General features: G+C 41.4%; 19 protein-coding genes. 11 read left to right on the forward strand and 8 right to left on the reverse strand.

Translation table 11 applies throughout. The features are described from left to right. Positions 1 to 42 precede the first annotated feature (42 nt). Both FTV43_RS11835 and FTV43_RS11840 read left to right on the forward strand, forming a co-directional pair. On the forward strand, positions 43 to 309 hold the full coding sequence (locus FTV43_RS11835) for a metal/formaldehyde-sensitive transcriptional repressor (RefSeq protein ID WP_004969779.1): 267 nt from the start codon (positions 43 to 45) through the stop codon (positions 307 to 309). 103 nt (positions 310 to 412) lie between these two features. Then, positions 413 to 1600: an MFS transporter gene (locus FTV43_RS11840; RefSeq protein WP_171287397.1), complete on the forward strand. Its 1188-nt coding sequence runs from the start codon at positions 413 to 415 to the stop codon at positions 1598 to 1600. A gap of 124 nt (positions 1601 to 1724) precedes the next feature. Here the strand turns inward: FTV43_RS11840 and FTV43_RS11845 are convergent, their stop codons facing one another. The 6 genes from FTV43_RS11845 to rpmH all read right to left on the reverse strand — a co-directional run bounded on the left by FTV43_RS11845 (position 1725) and on the right by rpmH (position 6483). After that, positions 1725 to 2060 (reverse strand): DUF1622 domain-containing protein, encoded by a 336-nt coding sequence (locus tag FTV43_RS11845; RefSeq protein WP_004969773.1) that lies wholly within the window; start codon positions 2058 to 2060, stop codon positions 1725 to 1727. Between the two features lie 318 nt (positions 2061 to 2378). After that, positions 2379 to 3734, reverse strand: a complete 1356-nt coding sequence (gene mnmE, locus FTV43_RS11850; protein WP_179995527.1) for a tRNA uridine-5-carboxymethylaminomethyl(34) synthesis GTPase MnmE — start codon at positions 3732 to 3734, stop codon at positions 2379 to 2381. Between the two features lie 91 nt (positions 3735 to 3825). Next, entirely contained in the window at positions 3826 to 5589 is a 1764-nt protein-coding gene (gene yidC, locus FTV43_RS11855) for a membrane protein insertase YidC (protein ID WP_004969769.1), read from the reverse strand. Between the two features lie 5 nt (positions 5590 to 5594). Next, a complete protein-coding gene (gene yidD / locus FTV43_RS11860) occupies positions 5595 to 5915 on the reverse strand; it encodes a membrane protein insertion efficiency factor YidD (protein WP_178319449.1) in 321 nt (106 codons plus the stop codon). 9 nt (positions 5916 to 5924) lie between these two features. Beyond that, positions 5925 to 6317: a ribonuclease P protein component gene (gene rnpA / locus FTV43_RS11865; protein WP_004969764.1), complete on the reverse strand. Its 393-nt coding sequence runs from the start codon at positions 6315 to 6317 to the stop codon at positions 5925 to 5927. A 31-nt stretch (positions 6318 to 6348) separates the two neighbouring features. Next, on the reverse strand, positions 6349 to 6483 hold the full coding sequence (gene rpmH, locus FTV43_RS11870; protein WP_000831329.1) for a 50S ribosomal protein L34: 135 nt from the start codon (positions 6481 to 6483) through the stop codon (positions 6349 to 6351). Between the two features lie 660 nt (positions 6484 to 7143). Between rpmH and dnaA the strand changes: the two genes are divergently transcribed. The 5 genes from dnaA to FTV43_RS11895 all read left to right on the forward strand — a co-directional run bounded on the left by dnaA (position 7144) and on the right by FTV43_RS11895 (position 13934). Continuing rightward, positions 7144 to 8520 (forward strand): chromosomal replication initiator protein DnaA, encoded by a 1377-nt coding sequence (gene dnaA / locus FTV43_RS11875; RefSeq protein WP_004969761.1) that lies wholly within the window; start codon positions 7144 to 7146, stop codon positions 8518 to 8520. Between the two features lie 108 nt (positions 8521 to 8628). Continuing rightward, entirely contained in the window at positions 8629 to 9777 is a 1149-nt protein-coding gene (gene dnaN, locus FTV43_RS11880) for a DNA polymerase III subunit beta (protein ID WP_004969759.1), read from the forward strand. 37 nt (positions 9778 to 9814) lie between these two features. Next, positions 9815 to 10897: a DNA replication/repair protein RecF gene (gene recF, locus FTV43_RS11885; RefSeq protein WP_004969757.1), complete on the forward strand. Its 1083-nt coding sequence runs from the start codon at positions 9815 to 9817 to the stop codon at positions 10895 to 10897. A 44-nt stretch (positions 10898 to 10941) separates the two neighbouring features. Further along, complete coding sequence (gyrB, locus tag FTV43_RS11890) at positions 10942 to 13410, forward strand: DNA topoisomerase (ATP-hydrolyzing) subunit B (RefSeq protein WP_154320151.1); 2469 nt, start codon at positions 10942 to 10944, stop codon at positions 13408 to 13410. Between the two features lie 161 nt (positions 13411 to 13571). After that, entirely contained in the window at positions 13572 to 13934 is a 363-nt protein-coding gene (locus FTV43_RS11895) for a hypothetical protein (protein WP_179995528.1), read from the forward strand. A 456-nt stretch (positions 13935 to 14390) separates the two neighbouring features. On the opposite strand, the gene FTV43_RS11900 is transcribed toward FTV43_RS11895, so the two are convergent. After that, positions 14391 to 16331, reverse strand: a complete 1941-nt coding sequence (locus tag FTV43_RS11900; protein ID WP_179995529.1) for an ATP-binding cassette domain-containing protein — start codon at positions 16329 to 16331, stop codon at positions 14391 to 14393. Positions 16332 to 16718: 387 nt separating this feature from the next. On the opposite strand from FTV43_RS11900, the gene FTV43_RS11905 reads away from it, so the two are divergent. The 3 genes from FTV43_RS11905 to erpA all read left to right on the forward strand — a co-directional run bounded on the left by FTV43_RS11905 (position 16719) and on the right by erpA (position 19319). After that, positions 16719 to 17735: a putative solute-binding protein gene (locus FTV43_RS11905; protein ID WP_179995530.1), complete on the forward strand. Its 1017-nt coding sequence runs from the start codon at positions 16719 to 16721 to the stop codon at positions 17733 to 17735. Positions 17736 to 17844: 109 nt separating this feature from the next. Next, positions 17845 to 18852, forward strand: coding sequence for a putative solute-binding protein (locus tag FTV43_RS11910; RefSeq protein ID WP_168526450.1), 1008 nt, complete (start codon positions 17845 to 17847; stop codon positions 18850 to 18852). A 131-nt stretch (positions 18853 to 18983) separates the two neighbouring features. Continuing rightward, positions 18984 to 19319 (forward strand): iron-sulfur cluster insertion protein ErpA, encoded by a 336-nt coding sequence (gene erpA / locus FTV43_RS11915; protein ID WP_004969742.1) that lies wholly within the window; start codon positions 18984 to 18986, stop codon positions 19317 to 19319. Positions 19320 to 19450: 131 nt separating this feature from the next. Here the strand turns inward: erpA and FTV43_RS11920 are convergent, their stop codons facing one another. After that, positions 19451 to 20578 carry an anhydro-N-acetylmuramic acid kinase gene (locus tag FTV43_RS11920; protein ID WP_004969740.1) on the reverse strand — a complete coding sequence of 376 codons (1128 nt, stop codon included), beginning with the start codon at positions 20576 to 20578 and terminating at the stop codon, positions 19451 to 19453. Between the two features lie 63 nt (positions 20579 to 20641). On the opposite strand from FTV43_RS11920, the gene tyrS reads away from it, so the two are divergent. Further along, entirely contained in the window at positions 20642 to 21874 is a 1233-nt protein-coding gene (gene tyrS, locus FTV43_RS11925) for a tyrosine--tRNA ligase (RefSeq protein ID WP_179995531.1), read from the forward strand. Positions 21875 to 23039: the final 1165 nt, after the last annotated feature.

A 23039-nucleotide genomic window follows, 5' to 3' on the forward strand; every position in this document is an offset into this window, starting at 1 on the left:
TAAATATACTCCCATAGAGTATATAAAAATTGAGGTGATGTGTTGGGTCATTTACATACAGATAAGAAAATTTTAAATCGCGTCAAACGCCTACAAGGACAAATTGGGGCAGTAGAACAAGCACTTCACAATCCTGATCATGGCTGTATTGAAGTTTTACAACAAGTCGCAGCCATTAAAGGTGCGGTCAATGGTTTGATGAATGAGTTAATCGAATCGCATTTACGCCATCATGTGATTGGTGATCAATGCGCGATTGATGAACATGAACTGGAAGAGTTTATGAAATTGCTGAAACGCTATGCTTAAACACAAATAGGCTTGACCAGATTCAAGGCTTGTCTTTACACTGAGTGATATTTCTCACTATATGAGACTAAACTCAACAGTTTAGCCATCAATCGAGTTTTTTATGACTCAATCTCAATCTTGGCATCCTTTCGTGATGATCAGCCTCGCCCTGATTATTGGCACCATGGGCACGGCACTTGCAAGCCCGCTGTATCCAATTTATCAGGAATTGTGGCAGCTTTTACCCAGCCATATCACCTTTATTTTTGTGGCGTATATGCTCGGTTGTTTGGCTACCTTGCTCTTTTTAGGGCGTACCAGCAACAGTATCGGCTTCTTAAAAACCTTAGAATTGGGTTTAGTGATCATCACCCTCGGACTGATTCTGTCTATGTTTGCCACCAATGCACTTTGGCTTGCTTTGGGGCGTTTTGTGATTGGAATTGCTTCAGGTCTTATGACTACATCGGCGTTAATTGGCTTAATGTGGAGTATCCCCGAATCACATAAAGCACATGCGCCACAGCTCAGTTCAGTCATTACCGCAGTCGGGTTTGGCTTAGGTCCTTTGCTCGGTGGTGGTGTGGCACAATTTTCAGCAGCGCCTTTGTTTAGTCCATATATTCCTGTCATTTTGGGTGCAGTACTGTGTTTTATTGGATTGTTACGTTTAGCACCGCCTGAATTTACGCCACAAGCCTTCTCGATTGCCCCAAAATTAGAACGCCCAGAACCACGCTTTCATGCAGAATTTTATATTACAGGTTTAACCGCATTCTGTGCCTTTGCTGCCTTTAGTTTATTTGCTTCGCTCTCTCCCTCTTTTGTGCAAGTGATTATTCCGTGGCACGGGCCTTTGGTCAGTGGTTTGGCCATCACCTGTATTTTGCTGATTTCAGCGCTGGTGCAGTATTTTTCTAAAGCCATTCCTGCACAAAAATGCCTAAATTATGGGCTGTATTTGCTGTTATTGAGTTTATTGGTACTCGGTTTATGCATGTATTTACATTGGAGTTTTCTATTTTTTGTGAGTGATGTGCTGCTAGGCATAGGACACGGGTTGGCATTGATTGGCGCTTTTGGCTTAATTCATGCCATGACCAATCTACAGAATCGCGCTGCAGTGATGTCGACCTATTTATTTGTGGGCTATTTAGGCACAATTCTGCCAATTATTGCAGTCGGTTATCTGGCCGATCATTTTGGTTTAACCACCGCCGTACTTAGCTTTTGTGCAGCCATCTGCTTACTGTGTGGCTACATCATTATTTGGTATCGCCAATTGCAGAACAAACCTGTTTTAGGATGAAGTTTCATCTAAACGACAAACTAAAATCAGGACAAGGTTTGGATCAGTTGAGTTTATTCAAATATTCAAACCTTGTAGATGAATGGGACTATGTCTTCTATTTTGATCTCAAACTCAATAGCCATTATTTTTCATTGATGGTTTGATGCTCTAATTCTTTAGTTAGGAAGTAATTTAAAAAGGTTCGAATCACTGCAATGATCGCCAATTTAATTAGGCTATCTAAATCTGGATCTACCGTGGTGGCTAAAATATCTGCAGCCAACTGAAATTCAAGCGCCGTCGCGAGCCAATCCCCAAAACAATAACGTGCAGTACGCCCCGATTTTAATTGAACCAGCACCCATAAAGTTTTAACTAGACCAATCACCACACAAATCACAGAAATGGCTTCGAGTGACAATTGCAAAAAATGAACCGAAGAAATGAGTATTTCACGTAAAAAAGCCAGTTCAAACATCCAAATACCTCCATCAGAGATTTCATCTCGTGCATTTAGGATTGAATTGAGCGCCAATTTTTGATTATTTTCTCATCATAGCTTTAAATGCTGCGGTTTAAAAAGACTTACGTGATTATTGATGGGTTTTCATAAAGATAAATTGAAACGTTTAAATATGACATAAGTTAGATCGGGCTTGTGCCGAATGAGAAACTAAACATTAACGAATAGGCTGATTTTTAGTAGCAGATCACCCCAAATAGGATAATAAAAAAGCACTAAGCCACTCAAACTTAATGCTATTTTTGTATCAAATCAGGAAGTAATCGCTAAAAATCATTTCCCAATACAAAACGATCCAAAAATCTTGCCCAACAAATCATCTGCAGAAAAATCACCAGTGATCTCACCCAAAGCATTCTGTGCAAGACGTAACGACTCGGCTACTAATTCCCCCGCATGATAGACCACCAACTGCTCACGTGCTTCAGCCAAATACTGCTGCGTGCGCTTCATTGCGTCTAAATGACGGGTACGTGCAATAAAGGTATCTTCTTCAGGCTGAAAGCCTGCATGCGCTGTAATCGCCTCTATGAGCGATTGAACACCTGTTTCTTGTTTGGCCGACACAGTAATATGTCTAAACCCTTTAAAATCTGAAATTGCAGCTTGTACACCAGTTAAATCACATTTATTGCCAATCAACATCAAACGCTTCGGTTCAATATGTTCCGCAAAATAATGCTGTGCCAATTGCAACGGATCTTCGTTTTGGCTCAAGTCATAGACCAATAACAATAAATCTGCCTGTTCAATTTCTTTAATCGCACGGCGAATCCCTTCCTGTTCCACAATATCCCCTGTTTCACGCAAGCCTGCAGTATCAGTCAGGGTAATTGGTAAGCCATTCAGGGTAATTTTTTCATGCAATACGTCACGAGTAGTCCCTGCAATATCGGTCACAATCGCACGTTCAATACCCGCCAAGGCATTGAGTAAGGAAGATTTACCTGCATTCGGTTTGCCCGCAATCACCACCTGCAGACCTTCACGCAACAATTGTCCCTGACGCGCAGATTGTTGCACAGCAGTCACCGAAGCAGCCACTTCATCCAGCAAATTAAGGATTTTCCCATCGGCCAAAAAGTCAATTTCTTCTTCAGGAAAATCAATAGCAGCTTCAACATGCAGACGTAAGTGAATTAACTGTTCCAGCACGGTATTCACTTTGGTGGAAAAAGCCCCTTGCAGGGAACGTAGAGCAGAACGCGCAGCGGCTTGTGAAGTGGCATCAATTAAATCAGCAATGGCTTCGGCCTGTACCAAATCTAGCTTGCCATTTTCAAAGGCGCGCATCGAAAATTCACCCGCTTTGGCAGCCGTTGCACCGAGTTCCAGTAAACGTGCCAACAGCGCATTTTGAATCACTGGGCCACCATGCCCTTGTAGTTCCACCACATCTTCGCCAGTAAATGAATGAGGATTGGGGAAACAAATCACCAAACCTTCATCCATGACTTCATTGGCTGCATCGTAAAACTGGCGAAAACCTGCATAACGCGCTTTGGGTAAGTCTTTTTGGGTCAATGCTGCGGCAATCGCATAGGCTTTTGGTCCCGACAGGCGAATCACCCCCACACCACCACGGCCAGGTGGAGTCGCGATTGCGGCAATGGTGCTGCGGTTATACATAAAATTCACCTAAAACTTTCAAAATATATGCAAAGAAAAATCCGCCTAAGATTACCATCTTAAGCGGATTTATTCAGCAGCTCAGCCATACTTAATTGACTGGAGTTGCCTCTTCTCGTTTAGCGCGGTCTTTTTCAACACTTTTGTTGATCAAGCTTTGCTGCAAAATCGTAATCAAGTTGTTGACAATCCAGTACAGAACTAGACCTGCAGGGAAGAACAATAAGAATACGGTAAATACCACAGGCATAATGCGGAAGATTTTTGCCTGCATTGGATCTGTTGGCTGTGGGTTCAACATTTGTTGAACATACATGGTCACACCCATCAACAATGGCAAGATAAACCAAGGGTCCATTGCCGATAAGTCTTGAATCCAACCTAACCACGGTGCATGGCGTAACTCTACCGATTCCATCAATACCCAGTACAAGGCAAGGAAAATTGGCATTTGTAGTAACAATGGCAAACAACCTGACAGTGGATTCACTTGTTCACGTTTATAAAGTGCCATCATTTCTTGCGAGAAACGCATACGGTCTTCGCCAAATTCTTCTTTCATGCGCTGCATTTCTGGTGCAATCACACGCATTTTCGCCATAGAACGATAGCTCTTAGACGATAACGGCCAAAGAATCAGTTTGACAAGAACGGTTAATAAGATGATTGACCAACCCCAGTTGCCCACTAAACCATGGAAGAATTGCAAACCAATAAACAATAATTTTGCAATTGGCCATAACCAGCCATAATCCACAGTTTGGTTCAAACCTGTCGCCAAATCTTTCAATTCAGACTGAATTTTTGGACCAGAGTAGAAGGTCGCATCAACTTCTGCCACCGTACCTGCAGGGACATTAATGGTTGGCGAGGTAAAACCAATGATGTTCATTTCATCGCTAGATTTACGTGATTCCAACTTCGCTGCATACGGTTGACCATCGGCCTGCGTCAATTTTAACTGCCCCGGAACCCATGCACTCACGAAATAGTGCTGAACCACGGCCACCCAACCACCTGTTGCATCGACATTCAATTTTTCGTCATTAAAATTGTCAAATTTCAACTTGTTGTAGTGTTCTTCAGGTGTTCCCCATGCGCCGCCAAGGAAAGTACCCAAGGTAAAAATACCTTGATCTGACTTGCCTGGATCATCTGAATTATCACGTTTCAACTGACCAAACATCTGACCTTGCCAGTTTTGGCTGCTGCGGTTAATCACTTTGTGATTCACCAGCACAGGATATTCACCTTCAGTAAAACTAAAGGTTTTAATGATTTCTACACCATCGGCAGTTTTATATACCATTGGGACAGTTAAAGTTTTAACTGTTTCACCCGCTTTATTTTTGCTTTCTTTGGCATCGGCTAAGCTATAAGTCGATTTTTCAATTTCATAGCTTGGGCGGCCATTACGGCTACTGTCTGGACCATTCAGCCCGATTAACCCAGATTGCGCGACATAGGTGCGCTTAGCATCGCTTTCCAGCATGACGAAAGGATCGTCACTGTCTTTATTTTTGTCATGATTGAGTAATTCAACACGAACAATATCACCACCTTTCGGATTGATCCAAAGATGATAAAGGTCAGTTTGTACTGAAATAAGCTGCTGACTAACAGGTGCTGTGGCATCGGTTGTTTGCTGTGCAGGAATATTTGCTTGCGGTACATCAGAAGCTGCTGTAGCCGTTTGGGCATTCGGCAAATCTGCAGACACTTCATGTGAAACAACGGCAGTTTTTTGCTGCGGTGCTGTTTCAGCATTTCCATAATCTTTTTGCCACGCCAAAATGAGCAAATATGCGACGACAAACATGGCCCCGAGAATTGCAAACCTGGCCCATTGTTGCATATCTATTACCCCAAGTGGTTAGAGTGATTTTGGTTCAATAAACGATCACGAAAGGGTACAGTAATGTGATGCGTTTGAGAATCTATTTGCTGAAATGAAATAAAACGAATGACTTTTGGCGGCACCGGATCATAGCCCGAACCACCCCACGGATGACAACGACAAATACGTTTTGTAGCCAGCCACACACCACGTACAGCACCATGCGTATGGACTGCTTCCAAAGAATATTGAGAACATGTTGGAATATAGCGACAGCGTGGTCCCAATAAAGGACTAATCGCGATCTGATAGAAACGTATCAACCAATGCAGTAAACGTACCATTGGCCATCTCTACTTTTGTGGGGAGGGAGCTATTTTTGAATGCTTTTTGGCGAGACGTTGTAACTTCTGCCAAGCAAATTGTAATTGCTGATGCAATTCCGCATTAGATACCGTATCTACCCCAACTTTGGGCATTACCACAATATCTAAGTCATTTAATTGCTGTTGGTGTAAGCGAAAACTTTCGCGAGCAAGTCGTTTTACTCGATTTCGTTCGTGTGCACGACGCACTTTCTTTTTTGCAACGACAAGACCCAAACGGCTATTCGGCAGTTCGGAATGTTTTGCAAGAAATAAGAAATGGGGTTGATGCACTTTAAAAAGCGCACCATCAAACACACCTTTATAATCGGCAGCACAGCGTAATCTCAACTCTGTGCTGAAGCCATAAAGTGTTGTCATAACACCCAAGAGTCGGTTCAGCGTGACTGTATTAAACAGTTAAGCTGTGACGACCTTTTGCACGACGGCGAGCCAATACTTGACGACCAGCTTTAGTAGCCATACGAGCACGGAAACCATGAACGCGCTTACGCTTTAATTCAGATGGTTGAAATGTACGTTTCATATCGAAACTCCAAAAATGATCTTTCTATAAAGGTCCGCGATTTTAGTGCTCATTGCTTGAGCTGTCAATGAAAAACACGGTTTCTTGCAAAATAAGCCTAAATTTTTCTTTTTAACAAGTTTTCGCTCAATTGACTGGTTGATCATACAAATTAAAGTATACACAAGATAAGTAATTGTTTATGCTTGACTAATAAGTTATTAACAGTATTATTCACATAATTATCCACAAGCTTATTCTGTTTAATTTTAAAATTTTCGGTTTTGAATTTAAATTTAAACTCAGATTGAATTATCCACAGTTGCAACGTTTCTTATAAATAAATTCAAATTTATAAATTTAAATTTATTACTATTAGGGACGCATTTTTCTGTTGAAAACCCACTTTTTCTTTTATAAAACAAAATTTTGAATTGTGGATATCTGTGTTTCTATAATTTTAATATTATGTGGATAACTTTGTGCTATATTTTATCCACACCTTGCGGATAAACTTATCCACACCACGTTTCAAATTTAAATTCAGGTTTAATGATTCCTTTTTTGAGCAATTTTGCTGATTTTGTCATGACAGATGTGGATAACTTGGTTAGAATGGCGACCCGCTCAGGCGGTCGAGAGAAGTTTTAAATTTAAAAATGGATTAGATAGGGGTTTCACATGCTTTGGACGGACTGCTTAAATCGCTTGCGACAAGAGCTCTCTGGAAATGTCTTTACAATGTGGATTCGCCCATTGGTGGCAGAAGAAGTTGAAGATACATTAAAACTTTATGCGCCTAATCCTTATTGGACGCGTTACATTCAAGAACATCATCTGGAATTGATTACTATTTTGGCAGAGCAGTTGTCTGAGGGACGCGTGCGTAAGGTCGAAATTTTAGTCGATTCGCGTCCAGGTGCAATTTTATCGGCCAGTGAACAACCTGCTACCACTACTGCTGCGCTGGAATCTAGCCCTGCGCCTGTGGCCAAGCCTAAACGTGAAAAAGAAGAAAGTTCTGCAAAAAGCCGTAAACGCCAACTCAATCCGTTATTTACCTTTTCCTTATTTGTGGAAGGTCGTTCTAACCAAATGGCTGCGGAAACCTGTCGCAAGGTATTGACCCAATTGGGGGCTTCACAGCACAACCCATTATTTTTGTATGGCCCAACAGGTTTGGGTAAAACTCACTTGATGCAAGCGGTGGGCAATGCTTTGTTGCAAGCCAAACCGAATGCACGGGTGATGTACATGACTGCAGAAAGTTTTGTGCAGGATTTTGTCAGCTCTTTGCAGCAGGGCAAGGTTGAAGAATTTAAGAAAAACTGCCGCTCTTTAGATTTGTTATTGGTGGATGACATTCACTTATTGGCAGGTAAAGAAGCCAGTTTGGTGGAGTTTTTCTATACCTTTAACGCTTTATTGGATGAATCTAAACAGATTATTTTGACTTCAGACCGTTATCCAAAAGAATTAACCGAATTGGATGCACGTTTGGTGTCACGTTTTTCTTGGGGTTTATCAGTCGGGGTAGAACCGCCAGATATTGAAACCCGAATTGAAATTTTATTAAAGAAAGCTGAAAGCAGCGCCGTAGATTTACCACGTAACTGTGCTTTATTTATTGCCCAGCAAGTGGTGGCTAATGTGCGTGAACTTGAAGGTGCACTCAATAAAGTGGTGGCAATTTCCCGTTTTAAAGGCACCCCAATCGATCTAGATGTGGTACGTGAATCTTTAAAAGATGTCTTGGCAATTCGCGCACGTACCATCAGTACCGAAAATATTCAGCGAGTCGTGAGTGAATATTTCCGTATTCCGCTCAAAGAATTGGTGGGGCCAAAACGTACCCGTATTTATGCGCGTCCACGTCAGTTGGCAATGGGCTTGGCACGTGAGCTGACAGGCGACAGTTTCCCTGAAATTGGTATGGCATTTGGTGGCCGTGATCACAGTACCGTGATGCATGCCTGCGAAAAAGTACAAAGCCTGCGCGAAGAAGATCCGATCTTTAACGAAGACTATAAAAACCTGCAACGATTGTTGCAAAGTTGACCGAATTTGCTCAAATTCTGTTCTTGCCATGCGGCAGCTTTTGCCGCATAGTACACTGCTAAAAAACCTATTTTATACTCCAATCTTCAGTTGTTAGAGGAATGTACCGTGCGTTTAAAAATCGCGAAAGAAAGCTTACTGAATGTTCTGTCACATGTCGTAGGAGCGGTTGAACGTCGCCATACCTTAAATATTTTATCCAATGTCAAAGTTCAGGTGACTGAGCAAGCCTTAACCATTACTGGTTCGGACTTGGAAGTGGAATTGGTTGCCAGTACGAATCTGACTGAAGGGGCATGTTTACAGGCAGGGGAAACTACAGTGCCTGCACGTAAACTGATGGATATTTGTAAATCTTTACCAAGCGCAGCTTTGATTGATTTGCAAATCACTGAAGATCAGCGCTGTATTTTAAAATCGGGCAATAGCCGCTTTGTATTAGGTACTTTGCCTGCGGAAGATTATCCATTATTGGCTACAGAAAATGCTCAAGGTACGCAAGTGACGGTTACTGAGCGTGAGCTGAAGCGTTTGTTTGAAAAAACTGCGTTTGCGATGGCAGTGCAGGATGTACGTTTTTATTTAACGGGTACTTTGTTAGAAATTGATGAAAACCAATTACGTGCTGTGACCACAGATGGTCACCGTTTGGCCTTGTGTGAAACAGCGGCATCTTCGACAGCTACTCAATTAATTCAAGCCATTGTGCCGCGTAAAGCTGTGGCTGAATTGCAGCGTTTGCTGAGCATTGAAGATGAACAACTGGCACTTTTAATTGGGCGTGAATTGCTGAATGTGACCATTCGCACCCCAAGCCGTGACAAAGAACAAGCAGAAATTACCGTGCGTTTTACCACTAAATTAATTGATGGTAAGTTCCCAGATTATCGCCGTGTGATTCCACGTGGTGGTGATAAAAACGTGCTGATCGCGCATGATGTATTTAAACAATCTTTACAGCGTGTGGCGATTTTAAGTAATGAAAAATTGCGTGGCGTATTCCTGAATTTTAGTGCGGACACCTTGCAATTACGTGCCAATAACCCAGAACAAGATGAAGCAATTGAAGATTTAGCGATTCAATATGCCGATTCGCCGTTAGAAATGTCATTTAACGCACAGTATTTATTGGACGTATTAGGGGCATTGGATGGCGATGATGTATCGATGACCATGACCGAAGCCAATCAATCGGTATTGGTACAAGATCCAGCACATCAAGATCAAACCTATGTTGTGATGCCAATGCGTGTTTAAGTGAGCGGTTTATTTCAAGATTAAATCTAGCTGAATCATGCATATTACGCGTTTACATATCGAGCGTGTTCGGAACTTAAAAGCGGTTGCACTTCATGAGTTGCAGCCGTTTAACGTCTTTTATGGGCAAAATGGTTCGGGTAAAACCTCGATTTTAGAAGCGATTCATTTATTGGCGACAGGGCGTTCTTTTCGCACCCATATTCCTAAAAATTACATTCAGAACAGTAGCCAAGATGCGATTGTATTTGCTCAGTCATTGACTGAAAAAATTGGCATGCAAAAAATGGCATCGGGTGAGCAGTTGATTAAGGTCAATGGCGACCCTGTTGCGACCCAAGGGCAATTGGCTAAAATTCTGCCTTTACAACATATTGATCCACTCAGTACCGATATTATTGACCATGGTGCAAAACCACGACGGCAACTGTTGGACTGGTTGATGTTCCACGTGGAACCAGAGTTTTATCACGCTTGGCAATATTATTCACGTGCCTTAAAACAACGTAATAGTTTGCTTAAATCACAGCGACATTTAAGTCTGTCGGACTTGGAACCGTGGAACAAAATGCTCAGTGATTATGGTGAGATTTTGCATCGGCAGCGTTTGGGAACGGTGGAACAATGGCAGCAATTTTTTGCACAAGATTTACAGTATTTATTGCCTGATTTACACATTAGTCTGGAATACAGCGCAGGCTTTCATACCGAAACAGGCTTGTTGAATGATCTGTGCAATTATCATCAAAAAGATGTGGAACGTCGCTATACCGAATATGGGCCACACCGCGCCGATTTACGCCTAAAAACCCCAATGGGTGATGCAGATGTGGTGCTGTCACGTGGGCAGAAAAAGCTATTGATTATGGCATTAAAACTGTCACAGATTGCAATGCTGCATGCGTCTAATAAGGAAACTGTGGTATTATTAGATGATCTGACAGCAGAATTAGATTTAAGCGCACAACAACGTTTAATTGAACGATTAAGCCAATTGGGTAGTCAAGTTTTTATTACCACTTTAGATCATCAATCCGTGCAACAACACTTACAAGCGTTGTCGATTCCTTATCGCTTATTTCAGGTCGATCACGGAACGGTGCAGGCTGTTGAGCAATAATTTTTTTATCTTTGGATAGACCTATTTTTCACTAGGGAGAAACCATGAGTTCAGAAGATCAATCTGTCTCTACTACAGAACAAACCAATGAAAAGGCTTATGATTCCTCTAGTATCAAAGTATTGCGTGGCCTAGATGCTGTTCGTAAACGCCCAGGCATGTATATCGGTGATACAGATGATGGTACAGGTTTGCATCACATGGTGTTCGAGGTAGTCGATAACGCTATTGATGAAGCTTTGGCGGGTCATTGTGATGAAATTTTGGTGACTATCCATGAAGATGAATCTGTCAGCGTATCTGACAATGGTCGTGGTATCCCAACCGATATTCACCCTGAAGAAGGTGTCTCTGCAGCAGAGGTCATTCTGACCATTCTGCACGCAGGTGGTAAGTTTGATGACAACAGTTATAAAGTGTCGGGCGGTTTGCACGGCGTTGGTGTGTCGGTGGTCAATGCTTTATCGAGTAAACTTGAATTAACGATTAAACGCGCGGGTCAAATTCACCAACAGGAATACCGCCATGGTGATCCACAATATCCTTTAAAAGTAGTGGGCGACACTGAGCAATCAGGTACGACTGTGCGTTTTTGGCCAAGTGCTGAAACCTTTAGCCAAACCATTTTTAATGTGGATATTTTGGCACGCCGATTGCGTGAATTGTCTTTCTTAAACGCGGGCGTGCGTATTGTATTGCGTGATGAACGTGTCAATTTAGAACATATTTTTGACTATGAAGGTGGTTTGTCTGAATTTGTGAAATATATCAATGCAGGCAAAACCCATCTGAATGAAATTTTCCATTTCACGACACAGGCTGAAAACGGGATTACCGTAGAAGTTGCTTTGCAGTGGAATGATTCTTATCAGGAAAACGTACGTTGTTTTACCAATAACATTCCACAAAAAGACGGTGGAACGCACTTGGCAGGCTTCCGTGCTGCGCTAACCCGTGGGTTAAACAACTACATGGAAAGCGAAAATATCCTGAAAAAAGAAAAAGTCGTGGTGTCGGGTGATGATGCACGTGAAGGTTTAACCGCGATTGTGTCGGTCAAAGTGCCAGATCCAAAATTCTCATCACAGACCAAAGAAAAATTGGTATCGAGTGAAGTGAAACCTGCTGTTGAGCAGGCCATGAATAAATCTTTCTCTGAATATTTATTGGAAAATCCACAAGCGGCAAAATCCATTGCGGGTAAAATTATTGATGCAGCGCGTGCCCGTGATGCGGCGCGTAAAGCCCGTGAAATGACGCGCCGCAAGAGTGCTTTGGATATTGCAGGTTTGCCTGGTAAATTGGCTGACTGTCAGGAAAAAGACCCTGCATTATCTGAATTATATCTAGTCGAGGGTGACTCTGCAGGTGGTTCGGCTAAACAAGGTCGTAACCGTAAAATGCAGGCAATTTTGCCACTGAAAGGTAAAATCCTGAACGTGGAACGTGCCCGTTTTGACAAGATGATTTCATCGGCAGAAGTAGGTACTTTAATTACCGCTTTGGGCTGTGGTATTGGTCGTGAAGAATATAACCCAGACAAACTGCGTTATCACAAAATCATCATCATGACCGATGCTGACGTAGATGGTTCACACATTCGTACCTTGCTATTGACCTTCTTCTTCCGTCAAATGCCAGAATTGGTTGAGCGTGGTCATATTTATATCGCACAGCCACCATTGTATAAGCTGAAAAAAGGCAAGCAGGAACAATACATCAAAGATAACGATGCTTTAGAAACCTATTTAATTTCTAATGCGATTGATGAATTGGAGCTGCATGTGAGTGCTGATGCACCTGCAATTCGTGGTGAGGCTTTAGCCAAAGTCATTGCTGATTATCAAACTTCACAAAAGAGTTTGAGCCGTTTAACGCTGCGTTATCCTGCAAGTCTGTTGGATGGTTTATTAGAATTAGATGCCTTTAAAATTGATCAAGCAGCAGATCAGGCGTATGTACAACAATGGGGCGAGCAATTACGTCAAAGCATTGAACGATTACAGCCAGGTTTGCGTCCTGAATTAAGCATCGAACAGTTTGAAAAAGAAGATGCGGATGGTCAAAAATCTGCAACGTATTGGCCACGAATCACGGTATATGTGCACAACTTGCCCCATACTTATTTACTAGATACAGGTTTGCTGGGTTCAGCTGAATATGCACGTTTGCTGAAAAATTCAAAAAGCTGGTTTACGCTGCTTGAAGAAGGTGCGTATTTGGAAAAAGGCGAACGTAAAATTACGGTCAACAATTTCCATCAAGTGTGGCAACACATTTTGCAGGACTCGCGTCGCGGCATGATGATTCAGCGCTATAAAGGTTTGGGTGAGATGAATGCGGAACAACTTTGGGAAACCACGATGGACCCAGAAAACCGCAATATGTTGCAAGTCACCATTGATGATGCCATTGAAGCAGACCGCATGTTCTCTTGCTTAATGGGCGATGATGTAGAACCACGTCGTGCCTTTATTGAAGAAAATGCCTTAAATGCAGATATTGACGCTTAATTCGTCCAAATCATCCGCATAACCATAAGCACTCTACGGAGTGCTTTTTTATGTTTGGCTTTTGTTGTTGTCGTGATTCATCCAAATAACTTTTATAAAACTGACTTATTGTTCTGTCATGCTGAGCTACATTAAGCCAAAAATATAGGAGAATCATTAAGATGGATAATCAATTAGAACAAGCACGTGATGCATGGGTGAATGCTTTTTTTACTGGCAATGTGGAGCTGTTAGCACACTATGAAGATGACGATTTTAAAGTCGTTTATACGGCAGAATCACGTGTGGAAAATCGTGAAACACGTTATGCCACAATTCAGCATGCAATTAAAAATGGGGTATGGAAGCCACAAAAACCCAATGTCGATTCTGAAGAATATGCATTTGACCGTGAGCAGGTCAACTGTCGGATTCAGATTGGTTTGGCGGATGAACAGGGCTATATTCAAGAAATTTGGCGCTATATTCAGGGCTGGAAAATACAAGAATTATGTATTAGCAAAGCAAAAATTACTGCCGAGTAGCAGCGATTTTCTGTGAATCACTGAGATTCAATGACTCAAAATAACCATGAAAGAATGGATTGATTTGGCTTTAATTAGAGTTTTGAATTTAAAATAACAGTTAGTTTGAGTTGTGGATAACTAAGTTTTTGCTTTTAAATTTAAATTGTAGATTTTGAATTTAAAACTCAGTGTGATTTTTAAATTCAAAACTTCTTGCTTGGTAGCTATGCTGTCTTACTTTTATTCAGGGTGGGGGGTGTCATACAACTATGCTGTGGTGCAAGATTGATAAGTAAAAATAAACAAACGCAGAGAGTGACTTAAATTTCTTTGCGTGGTTGTTGTGAAGATAAACTAAAGATTAAAACTATTACGAATGTGTCTTATAAGTATGGAACATACACAATGCATATTCTACGAAATATGATGAGATTTAACCCTATTTAGCATAGCGTTAAAATCTCATCGGTATGGCTATTCAAAGCTACTTTCGAGTTCTTCCAATTCCATCATCAATTCAAGCATTTGTTCTTCTGCCTGCGCCAATTTGGTTTTCAGATCATTTTGCTCATTCATGAGTTTGAGCAAATCATCTTTACGGTTGGCATCGTAAAGGGCAGGATCTGCCAGTTCGGTTTCAATTTCAGTCAGACGCGGTTGAATTTTTTCAATTTGCGCTTCGTATTTTTTAATATTTTTACGAATAGGGCGAGTTTGTTCACGGCGTTGTGCTGCCAGTTTGCGTTGAGCTTCTTTATCTACTTTGACTAGGTTAGTCTTGTTCTCAACCACTGGACTTGGATTGGATGGAGCTGTGTTGGATGTACCTTGCTTAAGCATGTCTGCACGAGCTTGGCGTAACCATTGGGCATAATCTTGTAAATCGCCTTCAAATTCTGTGCATTGTCCTGCATGAACCAAGAGTAAGTCATCGCAGACACTGGCAATTAATTGACGTTCGTGTGACACCAATACCACTGCACCTTCATAATCCTGTAATGCCATGGTTAAGGCATGTCGCATATCTAAGTCTAAATGGTTGGTCGGTTCGTCCAGAATCAGTACGTTAGGACGTTGCCAGACAATTAAAGCCAAAGCCAAACGTGCACGTTCACCTCCTGAAAAACTTTCACAAGGCGTGTCCATACGTTCGCCACTAAAACCAAAACTGCCTAAAAAAGCGCGTAAAGTGGCTTCGCTGATTTTTTTATCGGCAATGCGTGCCAGTTGTAGCATCGGGCTGGCGCTATCATCCAAAGCATCCATTTGATGCTGTGCAAAATAGCCAATATTGAGTAATTCTGAGGCTTTGCGAGTACCTGCCAATAACGCCAATTCACCCACTAAGGATTTAATTAAGGTCGATTTACCTGCGCCGTTCATCCCCAATAAACCAATACGACTGGTCGGGGTAATTTGTAGGTTAATTTTGCTGGCAATCACTTTGTCTGCATAACCAATGCTGACTTGTTCCAAGGTCAGTAAGGGTGAGCTCATTTTGGTCGGTTCACGGAAACTAAAGGTAAATGGTGTATCTACATGCGCAGGGGCAAGCAATTGCATGCGTTCCAATTGCTTGATACGGCTTTGTGCCTGCCGTGCTTTGGTGGCTTTGGCTTTAAAACGATCAATATATTTTTGTAAATGTGCACGGGTTTCTAATTGTTTTTCATACGCTTGTTGATGTTGTGCCAAGCGTTCACTGCGTGTGGTTTCAAAGGTTGAATAATTGCCTGTATATAAAGTCAGTTCACTATTTTCAATATGTAAAATATGATCGGTAATGGCATCTAAAAAATCACGGTCATGGGAAATCAGCACCAAAGTTCCCGCATAGGCTTTAAGCCAGTCTTCTAACCATAAAATTGCATCTAAGTCTAAGTGGTTGGTTGGTTCGTCCAGTAATAATAATTCGGAGCGACTCATTAAGGTACGCGCCAAATTTAAACGCATGCGCCATCCACCAGAAAAACTACTGACCGGCAAGCTGTTTTGATGTTCCATAAAACCTAAACCTGCCATCAGTTGTGCGGCTTTGGCGGGTGCGGTATAGCCATGAATTTCATCAAAACGACCATGCAAATGTGCAAGTTGGTCATTATTTAATTGTTCAGGATGTTGCAGTTGTTGTTGAATGTTCCAGTATTCTTCATCACCCGACAGCACAAAATCAATCGCAGGCAAATCCAATGCTTTAACTTCCTGTGCCATGTGCGCCACAGTCCAGCCTTGCGGACGGCTCAACGTACCTTCGTCTGGGGTTAAACTACCTAAAAGCGCAGCAAATAAACTGGATTTTCCTGCACCATTGACACCTGTAAGACCGACTTTCCAGCCTGGATGGATTTGCATAGACGCTTTTTGAAATAAAACACGTCCACCGCGGCGTAAAGAAACTTGGTCAAGTTGAATCATGGTGTTTACTGGTCACAACAAAAGTTGGGCATATTCTAATGGAAGCCCACCAGAAAACAAAAATAAGCCCAGTTTTATTTGTGATTTGCGAAAAATCTCTCTTGTGATGTTTAAAAATTATGATCTAACAACAGGCTTTTTTTATGACTTTGTAAACAAGCACAAAATACGTGCATGTTGGAAATGATCTTTATTTTGATCTAAATCTATAAAATATAAGTGAATTATGAAATAAAAATGATCGCTTAAATAAGGCAGTATAAGGTTTTGGCAGAATTGACAGATGAAATTCGAGTAAATGCTCTATTTTTTTAATTTGAACTTGCTTAATATTTGTTTCGTGTACGGACACTCAAAAATAAAAAAATCTGTAGAAGGATCGAAACAATGAAAAAAATATGGGTCAGCGCAACATTGACAGCATTCGCAGCGATCGGTTTCAGTGCTCAGGCGCAAGCAGCAAAAGTAGATGTATGTGTCTTTGACTTACTGGGTAAGTCAGGTGAATCTTTTCAGATGGCACAAGAGTGGGCGCTAGCAGCAAAAGGCTGGGGTGCAGAAGTCAATTTAATTCCACGTCAGGATGAAGCTGTCGCAGACAATGATTTTAAAGCAGGCAAATGTGATGGGGTATTTATGACCGCCATGCGTGCTCGCCAATACAATAAATTTGCAGGTTCAATTGATGCATTGGGTGGCGCACCAAGTAATGTTATTGCACAGCGTGCCATCAGTTTTGCCCTAGATAAACGTAATGCAGCCAAAATGGTCACCAATTTAGGTGGGAAAAAGTATGAAGTGGCAGGGATTTCACCTTTAGGTTCGGCCTTTATTTTTGTGCGCGACAAGAACATCAGCTCGATTGAAAAAGCAGCAGGGAAAAAGTTTGCGGTATTGGGCTATGACGATGCACAAAAAATTATGGTGCAGCGTGTAGGCGCGCAAGCCGTCATTTCTGATGTATCTAACTTTGTGGCGAAGTTTAACAATGGTCAGGTCGATATGGTCGGTGCGCCTGCCTATGCGTACAAACCTTTAGAAATCTACAAAGGTTTAGGCAATAACGGGGCAATGTTTAATTTCCCTGTATTACAAGTGACCGCAGACTTTGTGATTCGTCCTGAACAATTCCCTGCGGGCTTTGGGCAAAAATCACGAGATTGGTTTGTAAAAAATCTGCCTAAAGCGATGAGTATGATTAATCGTTTGGAAGGTGAGATTCCAGCCAAATATAAAATGAACTTGAGCGCAGAAGATAAAACCAAATATCAAAAAATGCTGCGTGATGGACGTATGGATATGACCAAACGCGGCATTTATGACCCTGCCATGATGAGTGTGTTAAAACGCGCCCGTTGTTCTGTCGAAAAAACCAATTTTGAATGTTCACTTGGTGGTGAATAATGAAGCTGTAAACAACCGAGCAACTACTCGGTTGTTGATGACTTGAAATTTGCTTTAAGTCAGATAGATAACAACAACGTTAGAAAAACAAAAAATAAGGAAGACATGCATGAAACAATGGACGCAGGCTTTATTATTCGGTGCGGGAATATCTCTGGCTGCCAGCGCCGTACAGGCCAAACAAGTGGTTTGTGTATTTGATTTGGTTGGAAAAAATGGTGATGTTTACAACCTAATGCAAGATTATCAATTGGCCGCAAAAAATTGGGGTGCCAATATTGAATTACGTGTTGGTCAAAACGAAGGGGTTATCGCAGAAGACTTTAAAGCAGGTAAGTGTGATGCGATTAGTGTAACAGGTATGCGTGGGCGCCAATTTAACCACTTTACAGGTTCATTGGATGCCATTGGTGCTATTCCTGATTTAAAACTTGCAGTAAAAGTCATGCAAGGGTTGGCCAGTCCTGCATTTGCCAAATATATGCGCAATGGTCAGTATGAAGTGGCTGGTGTCATTCCAGTGGGTGATGCCTTTTTGATGGTGAATGACCGCAGCATTAATAGCGTGGCCAAAGCTGCAGGCAAAAAAATTGCAGTTTTAGATTACGACCAAGCGCAAAAAATCATGGTACAGCAAATTGGTGCGCAAGCAGTTAGTGCCGATGTTACCAATTTTGGCAGTAAATTTAACAATGGTCAGGTCGATATTATTGGCGCACCAGCCGCAGTTTTCCGTCCTTTAGAGTTACATAAAGGTTTAGGCAGCAAAGGCGCAATTGTGAATTATCCAATTTTACAGGTGACGGGTAATATTATTATTCGCCCAGATAAATTCCCTGCAGGTTTTGGGCAAAAATCACGTGAATGGGTTAAAGGCCAATTACCACGTGCCTTTGGTATTTTAGGAAAAATGAAAGCCGATATTCCTGCCAAATATTGGATGCAAGTGCCTGCAGCAGATCAACCAGGTTATCAAAAAATGATGCGTGAATCGCGGATTGATTTGACCAAACGTGGAGTCTATGACAAGCGCATGATGAAATTATTGTGGCAATTCCGCTGTAAAGAAGCGCCAACCAATTTCGAATGTGGTTTGCAGGATGAAAATTATAAATGATTCGATAATCTTGAGATAATTACTCAGAATTCACTTTAATTCTGCATCACAGTCCCAATATTGAGTATGCTATACTTGAATAGTGGTCTTTTTGCGAAAAAGACATCTGAATTGTATCTGAGGAATCCATCATGAATGCCCAAGCACTTGAGCTGACCGATAACGCTGCTAAAAAAGTTCGCCAATTGCGTGATAGCGAAGGGAATCAAGACTTAATGCTACGTGTCTATGTCACAGGTGGGGGCTGTTCAGGGTTTTCTTATGGTTTTAACTTTGCAGAAAGCCAAAATGAAGATGATGCAGAATTTGTGAATGGCGATGTAAAAATGCTGGTCGATTCACTCAGCTATCAATATTTAGTTGGCTCGGTAGTGGACTATATTGAAGGCTTGGAAGGTTCGCGTTTTGTGGTACAAAACCCGAATGCAACCACGACTTGTGGTTGTGGTTCTTCATTCTCAATCTAAGTATGATTTAAATATTTTTGAGTATCAGCATCTGAAAAAGTAGATTGATGCACTCAAAATGATCAAAGCCTTTCCTATATAGAAGAGGAAAGGCTTTTTTGTTGCTACTGATCTGGTTTAAAAGTGCATCCTTAAACCAAAGTCATGGTACCTAAAATGCGATCACCTTTAGCCCCTGTGACCGCAGGTAAATTGCCACTTAATTGCTGACAAAAACGCATTGCCAACCAAGCAAAGGCGGTGGCTTCGACCCATGTTGGGTTTAGCCCTAAATCGGCTGTACTTTGTACAGTCCATTGATGTTTGCGCAAACGCCAGCGCAATTGCTCTAGCAAATAAGAATTATAGGCACCACCGCCACAGACATAGACTTCACCTGTATCCATGCCTGAACGATAAATGGCTTTTTTAATCGCGCGGGTGGTGAGCTTTAATAAAGTCGCTTGAATATTTTCAGGATTATCTTCCAGCTCGTCATATTCCACATCATTGCGCCAATCGGCAACCTGTTCATCTAGCCATTCCAAGTTAAAGTCTTCGCGCCCTGTACTTTTGGGTGGTTCTTTAGAGAAAAAAGCATGGGCTTGTAAACGATCTAACAAGCTGCGAATCGGATGTCCATACGCAGCCCAATTGCCATTTTCATCATAAGGTTGTCCTGTGTAACGCTCACACCAAGCATCCATTAAAATATTGGCAGGCCCTGTATCAAAACCCGATACTGCTTCGGGCTGTCCTGCAGGCAACAAACTGACATTGGCAATGCCGCCTAAATTTAAAATTACCCGATGAATACTCGGATGTTGGAATAAGTTTTGATGGAAAGCGGGCACTAACGGTGCGCCTTGTCCGCCTGCAGCCATGTCACGACGACGAAAATCTGAAATTACAGGAATTTGGGTGATTTCGGTGATGATGTTCGGATCACCAATTTGTAAAGTAAAAGCATGTTCAGGACGATGACGAATGGTCTGGCCATGCGAACCAATCGCTTTAATTTGAGATTTATCCAGTTTATTTTTTTCAATCAGGCTGTTAATACCATGTCCAATCATGGTGGCTAAAGCCACATCTGCTTTGCCCATGCGGTCAATTTCATTGTCACCTGGCAAAGTCAGTGCCATGAGTTCGTCACGTAAATCGGGATCAAACGGCAAAGTCAGGGTCGCGTGGAGTTGCAGTGGATCAAAAGAAGCAGCAACAAGATCGACACCATCCATACTTGTGCCCGTCATTACCCCAATATAGATCGCTGTCATGGTTATTCTATAGCCTGCAATATGCTGAAAAAGTGTTAGTATATCGCACAAATTGAATAACTGATGTGTTTGGATTTCGTGATGTCAAATTTCCTGCCGGCTGAAGAACAACTTGCCCTCATTCAACGAGGCACGCATGAAATTATTTCTGAAGAAGATCTTCTAAAGAAATTAAAAGAGAATCGTCCTTTAAAAATTAAGGCGGGGTTTGACCCGACTGCACCTGATTTACACTTGGGGCATACGGTATTAATCAATAAATTAAAAGTATTCCAAGACTTAGGTCACCAAGTATTTTTCTTGATTGGCGATTACACTGCCATGATTGGTGACCCAACAGGTAAAAGTGCTACACGTCCGCCGTTGTCACGTGAAAAAGTCTTGGAAAATGCCAAAACGTATCAGGAACAAGTTTTTAAAATTCTTGATCCAAATAAAACCAAAGTGGTGTTTAACTCTGAATGGTTTGCAACAAAAACTGCAGCAGACTTAATTCAGTTGGCATCGCAGCAAACCGTAGCGCGTATGTTGGAACGTGATGACTTCACCAAGCGTTATAACAACCAGCAACCGATTGCGATTCACGAATTTTTGTATCCGTTGGTACAAGGTTATGACTCGGTGGCCTTACAAGCCGATGTAGAATTGGGCGGTACAGACCAGACCTTTAACTTGTTGATGGGACGTACCTTGCAAGGTCGTTATGATCAGGAAGCGCAAGTTTGTATTACTGTGCCAATTCTTGAAGGCTTAGATGGCGTCAATAAAATGTCTAAATCTTTAGGCAACTATATTGGCGTATTTGATGCACCGGGTGCGATGTATCAAAAAGTCTTGTCGATGCCTGATAGTCTGATTGAGCGCTATTTTGAGTTACTCAGCTTCAAGTCGATGGATGAAATTGAAATTTTGCTTAAAGAAATGGCAGAAGGGCGTAATCCGCAAGAAATCAAAAAGATTTTGGCACTTGAGTTGGTTGAGCGTTTCCACGGTGCGGAAGCTGCTGCAAACGCCCATAAAGGTGCGGGCAATATTATTACCGAAGGTGAATTACCAGAAGGTACACCTGAGGTGACCATTTCACGTGCTGAGTTTGGCGGTGAATTATTTATTGCTTCTATTGTGCGTGCAGCAGGCCTGACTAAAAATGCAGCGCAAGCCAAAGATGCAGTTGCACGTGGTGCAGTAAAAGTAGACTGGAATGTTGTAGATGCAGGTTTTTCTGTGAAGGAAAATGCAACGCATATTATTCAGGCGGGCAAAAAAGCGATTGCCAAAGTCACTTTTACCGACTAATCGTGTGCTAAGTAATTGAAAATAAAAGCAGGCATTGGCCTGCTTTTATTTTATGTTGGGTATATGAATTATTTAAATAAGTAAATTCAAAAAAAACCTTATAAAAACAACACTTAAATTTTGCCAAGTGGCTTGCATTTTTGCTCAGTTATGTATATGATTCATCCATCTAGACACAGTGTACAAAACAGATCTAGAGGGTACTTATAACTATAGCTCCACAATTTCCAAGTCTCTTCCCCAAGGGACTCTTTTTTTCTTATAACTATAATAACAATATATGGATCGTTTATAGATTCAACTCCGAGGGAGGGATTTTGGGAGAGATCTCTTTCTTTTTTTTGCCTCTAGTTTTGTTGTATTTTATATCTAAAGGTAAAATGTAAGATTACTTCTCTTTGTTTTATAAAAATATTCTTAAAACTTTAAGACCTAATTCAAATTTCAAAGCTACTTATATATGGTAAAACATCTTGTAAGTAGTGCATGTGGATGGCGCGATCTAAACTTGCCTAATAGAAGAGTAGGTTTGTCAACTTGAAGTCGGTAATGCAAATGCTAAGCATCAACTTTGAATTAACGGACAAAACCACCAAGCTGACATGAAATCAATGCTAGATGTACGCCGTATGTAGGAATATTATTTTGGATAATGCAAAAGCATTTTTAACTGAGATGTAAAATTTTTTAGATGTCGTAAGATGAAACGAATCATATACATTGGCAATCGTTGATTGCAGTCTTCAAAACTTGACCGATTTGAACCCATAAAAGTATGGATAAAAAAAGTCCTCTCTGCATTGTAGAGGAGAGTTTTTATTTAAATTTGATGAAAAAATAGCTAAAAAATTAAAAAACCAAGCATTTTTGTAGAAAAAAAATACATACGTGAAAAATATCCTAATTTGGGGCTTGCAAAGATTTTGAAATCCCCTAGAATGCACTCATCCCGACGCGAAACAGCCTACGAACTTAGCTTACAGGGTTGAGTTGTTAGAAGTGTTTTGCGTTAAAATTTCTGCTGACGAGGCAGAAATTAAGATCATTAAGAGATTATGAAGAACAACTTGTGTGGATTTTTACTGATTGATTGATCGAAAATATTTCATTGATTGATTGGTTTAAATTACTCGAAGTTTATTTGAGCGAAATTTAAGTCAGGAAA

Source organism: Acinetobacter sp. YH16053 (genome assembly GCF_013417035.1).
Taxonomy (GTDB): domain Bacteria; phylum Pseudomonadota; class Gammaproteobacteria; order Pseudomonadales; family Moraxellaceae; genus Acinetobacter; species Acinetobacter towneri.

What these genes read in the sequence shown, in the direction of transcription:
- FTV43_RS11840 (WP_171287397.1), top strand. Translation starts at nt 413, where the DNA reads ATGACTCAATCTCAATCTTGGCATCCTTTCGTGATGATCAGCCTCGCC.
- FTV43_RS11845 (WP_004969773.1), bottom strand. Translation starts at nt 2,060, where the DNA reads ATGTTTGAACTGGCTTTTTTACGTGAAATACTCATTTCTTCGGTTCAT.
- mnmE (WP_179995527.1), bottom strand. Translation starts at nt 3,734, where the DNA reads ATGTATAACCGCAGCACCATTGCCGCAATCGCGACTCCACCTGGCCGT.
- yidC (WP_004969769.1), bottom strand. Translation starts at nt 5,589, where the DNA reads ATGCAACAATGGGCCAGGTTTGCAATTCTCGGGGCCATGTTTGTCGTC.
- yidD (WP_178319449.1), bottom strand. Translation starts at nt 5,915, where the DNA reads ATGGTACGTTTACTGCATTGGTTGATACGTTTCTATCAGATCGCGATT.
- rnpA (WP_004969764.1), bottom strand. Translation starts at nt 6,317, where the DNA reads ATGACAACACTTTATGGCTTCAGCACAGAGTTGAGATTACGCTGTGCT.
- rpmH (WP_000831329.1), bottom strand. Translation starts at nt 6,483, where the DNA reads ATGAAACGTACATTTCAACCATCTGAATTAAAGCGTAAGCGCGTTCAT.
- dnaA (WP_004969761.1), top strand. Translation starts at nt 7,144, where the DNA reads ATGCTTTGGACGGACTGCTTAAATCGCTTGCGACAAGAGCTCTCTGGA.
- recF (WP_004969757.1), top strand. Translation starts at nt 9,815, where the DNA reads ATGCATATTACGCGTTTACATATCGAGCGTGTTCGGAACTTAAAAGCG.
- gyrB (WP_154320151.1), top strand. Translation starts at nt 10,942, where the DNA reads ATGAGTTCAGAAGATCAATCTGTCTCTACTACAGAACAAACCAATGAA.
- FTV43_RS11895 (WP_179995528.1), top strand. Translation starts at nt 13,572, where the DNA reads ATGGATAATCAATTAGAACAAGCACGTGATGCATGGGTGAATGCTTTT.
- FTV43_RS11900 (WP_179995529.1), bottom strand. Translation starts at nt 16,331, where the DNA reads ATGATTCAACTTGACCAAGTTTCTTTACGCCGCGGTGGACGTGTTTTA.
- FTV43_RS11905 (WP_179995530.1), top strand. Translation starts at nt 16,719, where the DNA reads ATGAAAAAAATATGGGTCAGCGCAACATTGACAGCATTCGCAGCGATC.
- FTV43_RS11910 (WP_168526450.1), top strand. Translation starts at nt 17,845, where the DNA reads ATGAAACAATGGACGCAGGCTTTATTATTCGGTGCGGGAATATCTCTG.
- erpA (WP_004969742.1), top strand. Translation starts at nt 18,984, where the DNA reads ATGAATGCCCAAGCACTTGAGCTGACCGATAACGCTGCTAAAAAAGTT.
- FTV43_RS11920 (WP_004969740.1), bottom strand. Translation starts at nt 20,578, where the DNA reads ATGACAGCGATCTATATTGGGGTAATGACGGGCACAAGTATGGATGGT.
- tyrS (WP_179995531.1), top strand. Translation starts at nt 20,642, where the DNA reads ATGTGTTTGGATTTCGTGATGTCAAATTTCCTGCCGGCTGAAGAACAA.